This is a genomic window from Arthrobacter gyeryongensis (assembly GCF_039543785.1).
Taxonomy (GTDB): domain Bacteria; phylum Actinomycetota; class Actinomycetes; order Actinomycetales; family Micrococcaceae; genus Arthrobacter; species Arthrobacter gyeryongensis.
The window spans coordinates 82,924-94,921 of record NZ_BAABKK010000011.1 but is presented as its reverse complement, the minus strand read 5'-3'; the positions used below and the strand labels follow the sequence as shown (position 1 = coordinate 94,921).

9 protein-coding genes are annotated in these 11,998 nt (G+C 61.5%); 7 read left to right on the top strand and 2 right to left on the bottom strand.

The annotated features are described in order from the left end of the window. Positions 1-14 precede the first annotated feature (14 nt). Complete coding sequence (locus tag ABEA18_RS09770; RefSeq protein WP_236812074.1) at positions 15-218, bottom strand: hypothetical protein; 204 nt, start codon at positions 216-218, stop codon at positions 15-17. A 192-nt stretch (positions 219-410) separates the two neighbouring features. Here ABEA18_RS09770 and ABEA18_RS09765 point away from each other — a divergent pair, with 192 nt between their 5' ends. The 4 genes from ABEA18_RS09765 to ABEA18_RS09750 all read left to right on the top strand — a co-directional run bounded on the left by ABEA18_RS09765 (position 411) and on the right by ABEA18_RS09750 (position 6,246). Next, positions 411-1,346, top strand: a complete 936-nt coding sequence (locus ABEA18_RS09765) for a hypothetical protein (RefSeq protein ID WP_345449153.1) — start codon at positions 411-413, stop codon at positions 1,344-1,346. A 311-nt stretch (positions 1,347-1,657) separates the two neighbouring features. Then, entirely contained in the window at positions 1,658-3,433 is a 1,776-nt protein-coding gene (locus ABEA18_RS09760; RefSeq protein WP_345449152.1) for an ABC transporter family substrate-binding protein, read from the top strand. Positions 3,434-3,613: 180 nt separating this feature from the next. Further along, the gene (locus ABEA18_RS09755) at positions 3,614-5,155 is read left to right on the top strand and encodes an ABC transporter permease (protein WP_345449151.1); all 1,542 of its coding nucleotides are present in this window, start codon (positions 3,614-3,616) and stop codon (positions 5,153-5,155) included. Beyond that, positions 5,152-6,246: an ABC transporter permease gene (locus ABEA18_RS09750; protein ID WP_345449149.1), complete on the top strand. Its 1,095-nt coding sequence runs from the start codon at positions 5,152-5,154 to the stop codon at positions 6,244-6,246. Before ABEA18_RS09755 ends, ABEA18_RS09750 begins: the two co-directional genes overlap by 4 nt. Before the next feature lie 24 nt (positions 6,247-6,270). Here ABEA18_RS09750 and ABEA18_RS09745 read toward each other — a convergent pair whose 3' ends face one another. Continuing rightward, on the bottom strand, positions 6,271-6,897 hold the full coding sequence (locus tag ABEA18_RS09745) for a PH domain-containing protein (protein WP_345449148.1): 627 nt from the start codon (positions 6,895-6,897) through the stop codon (positions 6,271-6,273). Positions 6,898-6,976: 79 nt separating this feature from the next. Between ABEA18_RS09745 and ABEA18_RS09740 the strand changes: the two genes are divergently transcribed. The 3 genes from ABEA18_RS09740 (at position 6,977) to ABEA18_RS09730 (ending at position 11,997) form a co-directional block, all read left to right on the top strand. Then, a complete protein-coding gene (locus tag ABEA18_RS09740; RefSeq protein ID WP_345449147.1) occupies positions 6,977-8,824 on the top strand; it encodes an ABC transporter ATP-binding protein in 1,848 nt (615 codons plus the stop codon). Between the two features lie 427 nt (positions 8,825-9,251). Then, a complete protein-coding gene (locus ABEA18_RS09735) occupies positions 9,252-10,934 on the top strand; it encodes a peptide ABC transporter substrate-binding protein (RefSeq protein WP_345449146.1) in 1,683 nt (560 codons plus the stop codon). A gap of 133 nt (positions 10,935-11,067) precedes the next feature. Further along, positions 11,068-11,997, top strand: coding sequence for an ABC transporter permease (locus ABEA18_RS09730; RefSeq protein ID WP_059387472.1), 930 nt, complete (start codon positions 11,068-11,070; stop codon positions 11,995-11,997). Position 11,998 lies beyond the last annotated feature (1 nt).

Here is an 11,998-nt window from a genome sequence, read left to right as displayed (position 1 = left end):
CCACGCAGGCCGGGTTAGTCGGTTTTCGGGTACCAGACGACGGTCGCGGGCTCGCCGTCGTCGGACTCAATAGCAGGTTCGTCGGTTAGCGGTTGGCCGTGCGCCAAACCAGACCATTGGTACTCTCCGCCGGGGTGAATCTCCGGGAAGTCCGATACCTCGCCCTCGCTGCGTTCTTTGTCGCGTGGACCGCCCTCATACGTGAATTTTTCGCCCATAAACCTCAACGTAGACCCCAAGCCGATGTGTGGATACCCCGTGGCGGGTCAAACCGGGCCATCACCGCCAGTTTCGATTATCGTTTGCCAAGAATGGCTTGACGCGAGCAATCGTGCCGCCATTTTGCTGGCTGCGCGACGAAGCTCGAGCCGGCCGGAATGATCCGAAAAATCAAATAGGGGGACAACTTCATGAAGCTGAAATCGACAGTAATCGCTGCGGCAGTCACGTTAGCGCTGGCGCTCGTCGGGTCGGAAGCGCAGGCAGCGCCTCCGCGATCCGTCGAAGCGTCACGGGATGCCCAGGTGGCGGCATCTATCTTCGGCTCGAGCGGCGCCATCGGGGACTACTGGAACTCGAACTCGGGCTGGTACTGGTACGGTCAGCCGACAAGCTCCGAGTACGGCGCCTGGGACGGAAGCGGCTGGAGCGCCCAGGACTTCGAGCAGGGCACGATCGTCTGGAGCCCGCGGTTCGGGACCTACGGCGTGCGGGGAGCCATTTATCAGGACTGGAGCGGGGATGGAGGCGCCTACTTTGCGCACGTAGGCCTGCCGAAGACCGAGGAGCACGACGTTCCTGGCGGCCGCGTCCAGGACTTCACCAGTGGCTGGATCCTTTGGTCGCCATGGTCGGGCGCCCACCCGGTCCGCGGTGGCATCGCCGGTTCGTGGTGGAATGCGGGTGGTCCATCGTCAGCCCTCGGCTATCCCCTGGAAGCAGAAGGCTACGCGTACCGCAACGGCGCGAGCCAGAAGTTCCAGCGGGGGTACTACTACTGGTCTGCCGGAACCGGGACCCATTCGGTGCGTGGTGGCATCCTCGGACGCTGGGACGCCATGGGTGGCGTCTACCAGTACGGATATCCGCGGACCGAAGAAATCTGGGCACCCGGTGGCACCTACCAGCTCTTCGAGGCCGGGACTGTCGTTTGGAACGGTGCGGTGGGCAACGCCTTCGGTGTGGACGGTGGCATCGGCTCTGCATGGTGGAACAACGGCGGACCCAACGGACGGTTGGGACTGCCTCGAACGGGCGAGTACTATTCCGGGTTCGGAGTCTGGGCCCAGTCTTTTGATCATGGGACCGTTTACTGGTCCTCAACCCGAGGGACCTGGATCGGCTAGCGCGGGAGGCCCCAGGCCAGAGCTCGCGCCAAATACGCTTCAGTGATGGGGAATTAACTGACAAGAGCCCCGATTCGCCGTGAATCGGGGCTCCTGTCATGTCGCCGTGAATCGCGCAACCACTTGGACGTCCTTCAATGATTGCATCTCGATAACAAACTTTACCGGCGGGAAACTTTAGACCCAAACATCCGTTCCGGGCGCTAGGCTACTGCTCATGTGAGACGAGCCACAAGCCTGCTGAGGGGGTTGTGGCAGTCTGCCGGAGTCAACAGCGCCGGCTTTTTCCACTCAAAAAAATAGGAGGCGGAATGCGTTTCGGACGTACTTCCAAAGCAGTGGGTATTGCGGCAATCGCCGCGATCGCACTGAGCGCCTGTGCCGGCAATTCCGGTGGCAATACCCCATCCACCGGAGCAGCCAAGACGGGTGGCACGGCCACTGTGGTCGAGGTCAACGCTTTCAACACGTTCAACCCCAACACAGCCGACGGCAATACTGACATCAACTCCAAGGTCAGCTACGCAACGCACTCGGGCTTCTACTACATCGACAACAAGCTGAACGTCGTTCACAACGACAAGTTCGGCAAGATGGAGAAGGTCTCGGACAACCCGCTGACCGTCAAGTACACCATCAACGATGGTGTGAAGTGGTCTGACGGCACCCCGGTCTCCGCAGCTGACCTCCTCCTCCAGTGGGCGGCCTTCTCCGGTTACTACGACGACGCCGACCCCAAGGCCAAGACGGGTACGTCTTACTTCTCCTACGCTGGTGACAACACGGGCCTCAGCCTGACGGACTTCCCGGAGATCAGCAACAACAACAAGACCCTCACGCTTAAGTACTCCAAGCCGTTCGCTGACTGGGAGATCGTGCTTGGTGGTCCCGGCATTGATGTTCCGGCCCACGTCCTTGCGCAGAAGGCCGGCCTGAAAGACACCCAGGCCTTGATTGACTTCTTCAAGAGCAAGCCCCGCGGGGATTCCAAGGCACCACTTCCCGCGGACGCGAAGCTGAAGGCAATGTCGGACATGTGGAACACCGGCTTCGACACGAAGACGCTTCCCGCTGACCCGACCCTGTTCCTCTCAAACGGTCCTTACATCGTCAAGAGCATGAACCAGGACCAGTCCCTCACTATGGTCCGCAACAAGGACTACAACTGGGGACCGACTCCAAACCTTGACGAAATCACCGTCAGGTACATCGGTTCGGCACCGGCCCAGGTGCAGGCCCTCAAGAACGGCGAGGCGGACATCATTGCCCCGCAGGCTTCAGCGGACACTCTCGAACAGTTGAAGGCACTCTCCAGCCAGGGCGTCACTGTTGATCAGGGCAACCAGTTGGCCTTCGACCACTTGGACCTGAACTTCTCGGGTCCGCTGGCCGACCAGAACGTACGTACCGCCTTCATGAAGACGGTGCCCCGCAAGGACATTGTCAGCAAGATCATCGGCAAGCTTGACCCGAACGCGAAGCCGCTGGACTCGCAGATCTTCGTTCCCCAGCAGGCTGCGTACGCTGATTCCGCCAAGAACAATGGCTCCTCGGCCTTCCAGGACGTGGACATTGATGGCGCCAAGAAGCTCCTGAACGGCGCTACTCCGGAAATCCGCATCATGTACAACAAGGACAACCCCAACCGTGTTGACGCTTTCTCGCTGATCCGCGAATCCGCCACCAAGGCGGGCTTCAAGATCGTCGACGGCGGCCTGGGCAAGTCCGACTGGGGCAAGGCCTTGGGCAAGGGCGGCTACGACGCCACCATCTTCGGTTGGATCAACCCGGGCGTCGGTGTCTCCGGCGTTCCGCAGATCTTCAAGACCGCCGGCGGCAACAACTTCAACCAGTTCAGCAACACTGACGCTGACAAGTTGATGGAAGAGCTCGTGGTCACCACCGACCGCAGCAAGCAGGACGATCTGCAGAAGCAGATCGACAAGAAGATCTGGGACAGCTCTTACGGTGTGCCGCTCTTCCAGTCCGTGAACGTGGACGCCTACAGCGACCGCATCACCGGTGTGAAGCTCATGCCGAACCAGACTGGCGTTTGGTGGAACTTCTGGGAGTGGGCTCAGAAGTAAGGCCCAACTAGCGCGCAATATCGCCAGCCGAGGCGCCGGGACCGACGTAACATGGTCCCGGCGCCTTCGGGTTGGCGAACCGGCACATTGTCTGCTTCCCCACCGACCTCAAGCAGGGAAGGGGCACGATTCTGCGATAGGCGCCGGCGACCCCGGGCCTGGATTTCGAGGTTCTTCACCATGGTGACCTATATCGTCCGGCGGCTCGTAACCGCCGCATTCATACTCCTTGGAGCATCCTTCCTGGTGTATCTCCTGACGGCGTTGTCCGGAGACCCCTTGGAAGAACTTCGCACCAGCAGCGCGCCGAACCGGCAAGCACTGATGGATGCGCGAATCAATCTGCTAGATCTCGACACACCGGCGCCGCTGCGCTATTTCAAGTGGTTGGGAGGCGCCGCCCAGTGTCTGGTTCCCTTCGGCAACGCCTGCAATCTCGGTAAGAACATCGCCGGGCAGCCAATCACGGAGGCGCTCGGCTTCGCGCTGGTCCAAACTCTGACCCTCGTTACTGGTGCGACAATTCTTGCGATCCTCATTGGCATTTCGCTCGGCATCGTTACGGCACTCCGCCAGTACAGCGCGTTGGACTACGGCGTAACCTTCATGGCGTTCCTGTTCTTCTCCTTGCCGATCTTCTGGGTAGCCGTTCTCCTCAAGGAATTCGGTGCCATCGGCTTTAATGACTTCCTGCGAAATCCGGAAATACCGCCGGTCGTGGCTCTCGGAATCGGGGCCGTCCTGGGCATCATCGGGGCCGTGGTCGTCGGCGGTGCAGTGAAGCGTCGACTGATCGTCGGAGGTTCGGTCTTTGCGGCCGTTTCGCTTGTTCTCTTCTACTTTTCACTGACCCAATGGTTCCGCAATCCGGGTCTGGGGCCGGTCATCATCGCCATCATGGGCGTGGGAATCGCCTTCGGAATCACGATATTGGTTTCCGGACTCAAAAACCGCAAGGCCCTGCAATCGAGCCTGATCGTGGTGGGCATCGGCGTGATTGCCTACTTCGCTGTGCAACCGCTGCTTAATGACGCGACCGGGCTGATGATCTTCCTCCTGGCAATCGCCGCCATCTTGGTTGGCGTCGCGGTGGGGTACTTTATGGGTGGTTACGACCGCGGCCAGTCCATGCGCGCGGCAGGACTGACCGCTTTCCTGGTCGGGTTCCTGGTGGTCGTCGACAAATTCATGCAGGCTTGGCCGTCCTACTTCAACAACAGCCGGGTGCGCGGGCGTCCCATCGCCACAATCGGGGCCGGAACCCCGAACATCCAGGGCGATTTCTGGATCATGTCGACAGACACCTTGACCCACCTCATCTTGCCGACGATTGCCCTCATCCTTGTGTCGTTGGCCAGCTACACCCGGTTCACACGCTCGTCGATGCTCGAAATCATGAACATGGACTACATCCGGACGGCGCGGGCAAAGGGCCTGAGTGAACGTTCCGTGATCATGGGCCACGCCTTCCGGAACGCCCTGATCCCGATTGCAACGATCGTCGCCTTTGACATCGGCGCGTTGATCGGTGGCGCCGTCATCACGGAAACGGTCTTCTCCGTTCGGGGTATGGGTTTCCTGTTCATCGACGGATTGCTGCACACGGACCCGAACCCGGTCATGGGCGTGTTCCTTTGTGTTGCAATCACCGCCATGGTCTTCAACCTGATAGCGGACCTCGCGTACTCCGCGCTCGACCCACGCGTAAGGATCAAAGCATGAGCCAGCCAACCCAAGAGGAAGAACTCCTCGCGCAACAGGCGCTTGCCGAAGCTGCAGCCACCCACGCAAGCAGCGAAGTTACCAGCGGCCTGAGCCAGGGCCAGATTGTCCGCAAGAGGTTTTTCGGCCACACCGGCGCCCTGATCGGGCTCGCGGTTTTTGCTGTGATCTTCCTGCTTGCTTTCACCTCGGTGGGCGCCTTCGGGATTCCCGGGTGGTGGAAGTACAACCATGTGGATGTTTCGCCCTTGGTCAATGACGGTGTCCCCACCTCCTCGTTTTGGCCGCTCGCTTGGGGAGAGCATCCCTTTGGCCAGGACCGCATTGGACGCGATCTGTTTGCCATGACCATGCGCGGTGCACAACAGTCCATTACGGTCATGGTCCTGATCGGCGGCATCGCGGGCGCGGTCGGCGCAATCGTCGGGGGACTCGCCGGCTATTTCCGCGGCTGGGTCGAAGCCATCCTCATGCGCCTCACCGATGTCATCATCATCATTCCGCTGCTGCTCCTCGCGGCCGTTGTTGGCCAGATAGCCAACCGCAGGGATGAGGGAAGCTGGCTGACCGGATTTGCCGCCAACAACGGCGTCGTCGTCCTTGGCATCTTTCTCGGCTTTGTGAGCTGGGTGGGCCTCGCCCGCCTGGTCCGCGGTGAGTTCCTGACCTTGCGCGAGCGGGAGTTCGTCGACGCCGCCAGGATCTCCGGAGCGTCCAACGCAAGGATCATCTTCAAGCACATCCTGCCCAACGCCGTCGGTGTGCTGATCGTCAACGTGACGCTGACCATGTCCGCGGCGATCCTGCTCGAGACGGCCCTCAGCTACCTGGGCCTCGGCGTGAAGGCTCCCGACACCTCGCTCGGCCTGCTGGTTGCCCAGAACCAAGAAGCGTTCGCCACGAGGCCGTGGCTGTTCTGGTTCCCCGGCCTGTTCATCATCCTCATCTGCTTGAGCATCAACTTCATCGGGGACGGCCTGCGGGACGCCTTCGATCCGCGGCAGAAGAAGTTCAAAGCCAAGACCGCCGTGGAAACCACGCGCCACTCGAGCACGACGGCGACAGTTGCCGATGCCTCGAAAGGCAGCTGAATGCTACCCGTCCCGGGAAACCTCCTAACGGAAGACCGCCCAGTAACTGGCCGCGGCCAGGACTGCCGTGGCTGCTATCCGGAACCATCCGATGGCAACGGTCACCGAAGCGTCTTCAGCCCGGCCGGGTTCCACGCGTCCGGCCTCTACGAGGTCCTGCCAACGGGTGCGCACGAGGATCGCCGCGGCGCCGGAATCGGTGTTCTTGAGATCTCCGGGGCGAACCGAGCTGCTGGGGCCGTAGGTGGTGCCCGGGAGTCCTTTGAGGTGCTCTGGGCGGGCATTACGCCCGCCCCAGATTCCCGGCGCGGGAGCAGCCCACGCCGGATACTTCTTGCGGGGTGTCACCAGCGTGAGGGCGTAGCGGGTATCGACCTGCACGAGGGCATCCCACGGAACATCGATGGTCCGGAAGGGATTCTCCAGCGCGACGCCGGAATCGCGGACCACCACAACCGGGCGCCAGAAGAGCAACCAGCCAAGAAACGCTACGAAGAGCAGGGGAGTGGTTCCGGGAAGGGATCGCGGTCCGGCTGCGACGAGCGTAACGACCACTCCGAAAACTGCAACTGCCCAGCAGATCCAAGCAAAAATCTTGCTGGTGCGGGCCTTGAAGATTTCGACATTTCCGGCATACGGCGCTCTGCTCATGCCCCTAATAATTCAGGATTCCGGGCTACTTCACTAATCACCCCTTGGTGGGTGGCCCGGTCGGAAGGGAAGACCCAACATGACTGACAACGCCAGCCCCGAACCGGAGGCCACCCACCTCGAGACCGAGTCGGATAAGAGCGCGCGCGGGGCCATGGTCCTGGAAGTACGCGATCTCAGCGTCGACTTCGGTGTGGACAAGAAATGGGTCCCTGCCGCCATTGGACTGAACTACGAGGTCAGGGCCGGCGAGGTCCTCGCGATCGTCGGCGAGTCCGGTTCCGGCAAGAGTGCAAGCTCCATGGCGTTGCTCGGCTTGCTGCCCAGCAACAGCCGTGTCCGGGGGAGCGTCAAGCTCTCGGGCAAGGAGCTCCTGGGTGAGAAGTCAGGCAACATCCGGGAAGTCCGGGGCAAGGATGTCGCGGTCATCTTCCAGGAGCCCATGACCGCGCTCAACCCTGTGTACACCGTGGGTACGCAGATAGTGGAGACGATCCGGCTGCACAACTCGATCTCCCCCGATGAGGCCAAGCAGCGGGCCTTGCGCATGCTTGAGTTGGTGGAGCTGCCGGACCCGGAGAAGGCCTTCAAGTCGTATCCGCACCAGCTCTCCGGCGGCCAGCGGCAGCGAGCCATGATCGCGCAATCATTGTCCTGCGATCCCAAGCTCCTGATCGCAGACGAACCCACCACTGCTTTGGATGTGACTGTCCAGGCTGAAATCCTGGATCTGATGCGCAACCTGCGCAACAAGCTGGACAGCGCCATCGTCCTGATCACGCACGACATGGGCGTAGTGGCCGACCTCGCCGATCGAATCGCCGTGATGCGCCACGGCGTCATCGTCGAGAGCGGCACTGCGCAACAGATCTTCAATAACCCGCAGCACGAATACACACAAGCTCTTCTCGCTGCTGTTCCCCACCTTGGACAGGGTGCTGACAGCGCCGACGTCGACGTCACCGCGGCATTGGCCGCCGCTACCCACGCCGAGCTGGAATCAGTCGATCATGATGAGCTGGTCCGCCGGGAACTCGAGAACCAGGCTGCTTTGAAGGCAGCGGCGGAAGAAGCAGCCAAGCCCAAGGGTGAGCCGGTGCTTGAACTGATCGACGTGGCTATCGAGTACCCCAAACAGGGCCGGGTTCCCGCGTTCCGCGCTGTCGAGGGGGCCAACCTCGTGATCTACCCCGGCCAGGTCGTAGGACTTGTCGGGGAGTCAGGGTCGGGCAAAACGACCATTGGACGCGCCGCCGTCGGGCTCTTGCCTGTAGCCGCGGGCAGCATGCGCGTGGTGGGACAGGACATTTCCGCCGCGAAGCGGAACGGAAAGCAACTGCACGAGGTGCGGCGGGACATCGGCATGGTGTTCCAGGATCCGTCGTCGTCGTTGAACCCGCGCCTGCCCATCGGCGAAAGCATCGGCGAACCGATGTACCTCGCCGGGGTCGCCAAGGGCGTCGATCTGCAGAAACGGATTGAGACCCTCCTGGACCAGGTGGAACTCCCGCGTGGCTACCGCAACCGGTATCCGCATGAATTGTCAGGTGGCCAGAAGCAGCGCGTCGGCATCGCCCGGGCGCTGTCCCTGCAGCCCAGGCTCATGGTCGCGGATGAGCCGACGTCGGCGCTCGACGTTTCGGTGCAGGCAAAGGTCCTGGAACTCTTCCAGAACCTGCAGAGGGAGCTCGGATTCGCGTGCCTGTTCGTCACGCACGACCTCGCCGTGGTTGATGTGCTCGCAGACCGGATCTGCGTGATGCAGCGGGGCCGGATCGTCGAGCAGGGGACCCGGGAGCAGATCCTTCGCAATCCGCAGGAGCCATACACGCAGAGGCTGCTGGCAGCGGTGCCGCTTCCGGACCCCGAGAAGCAGCGCGAGCGTCGGGAACTGCGCGCCCAGCTCATGGCCGCCGGGATCGAGTAGCAGCCCGGAGCAGTTCGCGGCTGTTACCGCAACCGCAAAAGAGTCCCTGTGGCCATTGGCCGGCGGGGACTCTTTTTCGTGGTTGTTTTCGTGGTTGTTTGAGGCGCCGGGTGTGTCTGTCGTACCCCTTTGGGGTGCCAGAAATAGCCCTACATTCCGGGGAAAGATAGGGACCAAGCATGTCGAGTCTAGCAAGGGAACATCCATTGCGTGAAATGACTGCTTCATTTACTTGAAATGACTGCTTCATTACTGAAACTGTCAAGTGCACACTTCGCTGTTCATGCCAATGGGATTCCATATTTCGGACAAGGTGTGGTTAGGATTACACATCCATGTAGGCCGCGTCACAGGATAATTCTGTGTCCGACCCCGGGGGCAGCTATGAGTTGCCCCGACCCATCCCCCTGAATCCATAGGAGGCGGAATGCGTTTTTCGCGCACTTCCAAAGCTCTTGGCTTGCTGGCAGTCGCCGCACTTGCCCTCACCGGATGCGGCAGCTCTGGCTCCGGAAGCAGTGGCCCGACCGCTGCCGGCGATCCGAACAAAATCATCACCGCATACAGCAATGAACCCCAGCACCCCCTGATCCCTTCCAACACCAACGAGGTGTACGGCGGCCGCGTTGTCGACCTCCTGTTCGAAGGCCTGACCAGCTACGACGCCAATGGCAAGTCCGTGAACGCACTCGCGGAATCCATTGACACGAGCGACGGCCAGAACTACACCATCAAGGTCAAGAAGGGCGCCAAGTTCACCAACGGCGAGGCAGTCACCGCCAAGAGCTTCGTTGATGCTTGGAACTTCGCCGCACTGAGCACGAACGCCCAGTCCAGCAGCAGCTTCTTCGAATCCATCGAAGGCTACGACGCAGTCAGCGCCGTTACGAAGACCAAGGGCGCGGACGGAAAGTCAACGTCGACTCCCGCACCGACCGCCCAGACCATGTCCGGCCTGGTGCTGAAGGACGACTCGACCATTACGGTCAAGCTGGCCCAGCCGGAGGCCGACTGGCCGCAGCGCCTCGGCTACTCAGCCTTCATGCCGCTTCCGGCCGACGCCCTCAAGGACCCGAAGGCCTTCGGCGAAAACCCGATCGGCAACGGCCCGTACAAGATGGCCGCCAAGGGTGCCTGGCAGCACGACAGCCAGATCGCCCTCGTCAAGAACCCGGACTACCAGGGCACGCGTATGGCCAAGAACGGCGGCGTGACCTTCAAGTTCTACACCGACCCGGCTCCGGCTTACACGGACGTCCAGGCCAACAACCTTGACGTTACCGACGTCCTGCCGACGAACGCGCTGAAGACCTACACCACGGACTTCCCGGACCACAGCCTCAACAAGGCTTACGCCGGCAACGCAACCCTGAACATCCCGAACTACCTGCCTGAGTTCCAGGGACCCGCCGGCCAGCTGCGCCGCCAGGCCATCTCCATGGCGATCAACCGCGATGAGATCACCAAGGTTGTCTTCAACGGCACCCGCATTCCTGCGAAGGACTTCACGTCCCCGTCCATCGATGGCTACAACGCCAACGTGACCGGCTCCGACGTTCTGAAGTTCGACGCCGCGAAGGCCAAGGACCTCTGGACCAAGGCAAACGCCATGAGCCCGTGGCCCGCCGACAAGGTTCTTCAGCTCGCGTACAACACCGATGGTGGCAACAAGGAATGGATTGACGCCGTTGCCAACAACCTGAAGAACAACCTCGGCATCAAGGCAGAAGGCCAGCCGTTCGCCAAGTTCGCCGAGATCCTGAACCTCCGCACGGCCAAGACCCTTCCGGGCTTCACCCGCGCTGGTTGGCAGGCAGACTACCCGTCGCTGTTCAACTTCCTCGGCCCGCTGCTGAAGACCGGAGCCAGCGCCAACTACGAGGGCTACAGCAACCCTGAGTTCGACAAGCTGCTGACCGAGGGCCTGGCTTCCAAGTCCACGGACGACGCCAACAAGAAGTTCACCCAGGCGCAGGAAATCCTCTTCAAGGACCTTCCGAACCTGCCCCTGTGGTACCAGGCACGCCAGGCTGTATGGAGCCAGAACGTTAGCAACGTTGACTCCGGCTGGAACGGCGTCCTGCTGTACTACAACATCACCGCAAAGTAGTCCTACTGGACTTGTTCCAAGCTCGTTAGCGTATGGGGGTCCGGCCAAAAACCGGGCCCCCATGCCTTGATTCGGCACGAAAGCTGTCCCTAATGAATCCCCACATTTTCAAGAGCGCTAAGGAACCGTTGCTGTGACCCAGTACATCCTCCGGCGTTTGCTGCAGGTCATTCCCGTGTTCCTGGGAACCACCCTGCTCGTGTACTTCATGGTCTTTGCCCTCCCGGGCGACCCCATCCGCGCCCTGTTCGGCGACCGACCGCCCAGCGAGTCCGTCATTGCCGCGCTGCGCCAGCAATACAACCTCGACCAGCCGTTCTGGGTCCAGTACGGCCTGTTCCTCAAGAACCTCTTCACGTTCAACCTCGGGGTGGACTTCACCGGCCAGCCAATCGCCGCCACCCTTGGCCGCGTCTTTCCGGTCACCGCCATGCTTGCCGTCGAGGCCCTGGCCATCCAGGCTGTCTTCGGTGTGGCCTTCGGCCTGATTGCCGGCCTGCGCAAGGGGAAGATCTTCGACTCCACCGTGCTGGTCGCCTCCCTCGTGGTCATTGCCGTCCCGACGTTCGTCCTGGGCTTCGTCCTTCAGCTCGTCGTTGGCGTACAGCTCGGCTGGGCGAAGCCGACCGTTGGATCCAACGCGGATTGGGGCACCCTGATCCTTCCGGCCACGGTCCTTGGCCTCGTCTCCTTTGCCTACGTGCTGCGCTTGACCCGCGCCTCGGTCATTGAAAACATGAACGCCGACTACGTCCGGACCGCAACCGCAAAAGGCCTCTCCCGCCCCCGCGTGGTCCTGGCCCACATCCTGCGAAACTCCATGATTCCCGTGGTCACCTACCTGGGCGCGAACCTGGGTGGCTTGATGGGCGGCGCGATCGTCACCGAGGGCATTTTCAACGTGCCCGGCGTCGGCCAGAAGCTCTACCAAGCAGTGATCCGCAGTGAAGGCCCCACCGTCGTCGCCATTGTGAGCGTGCTGGTACTGGTCTTCGTTGCCGCCAACCTGTTGGTGGACCTCCTTTACGCCTGGCTTGACCCCAGGATTCGCTATGAAAAGTAGA

Bases quoted from the DNA above. Each gene is read 5' to 3' on its own strand.
- ABEA18_RS09765 (WP_345449153.1), top strand. From the start codon at position 411: ATGAAGCTGAAATCGACAGTAATCGCTGCGGCAGTCACGTTAGCGCTG.
- ABEA18_RS09755 (WP_345449151.1), top strand. From the start codon at position 3,614: ATGGTGACCTATATCGTCCGGCGGCTCGTAACCGCCGCATTCATACTC.
- ABEA18_RS09770 (WP_236812074.1), bottom strand. From the start codon at position 218: ATGGGCGAAAAATTCACGTATGAGGGCGGTCCACGCGACAAAGAACGC.
- ABEA18_RS09745 (WP_345449148.1), bottom strand. From the start codon at position 6,897: ATGAGCAGAGCGCCGTATGCCGGAAATGTCGAAATCTTCAAGGCCCGC.
- ABEA18_RS09740 (WP_345449147.1), top strand. From the start codon at position 6,977: ATGACTGACAACGCCAGCCCCGAACCGGAGGCCACCCACCTCGAGACC.
- ABEA18_RS09735 (WP_345449146.1), top strand. From the start codon at position 9,252: ATGCGTTTTTCGCGCACTTCCAAAGCTCTTGGCTTGCTGGCAGTCGCC.
- ABEA18_RS09750 (WP_345449149.1), top strand. From the start codon at position 5,152: ATGAGCCAGCCAACCCAAGAGGAAGAACTCCTCGCGCAACAGGCGCTT.
- ABEA18_RS09760 (WP_345449152.1), top strand. From the start codon at position 1,658: ATGCGTTTCGGACGTACTTCCAAAGCAGTGGGTATTGCGGCAATCGCC.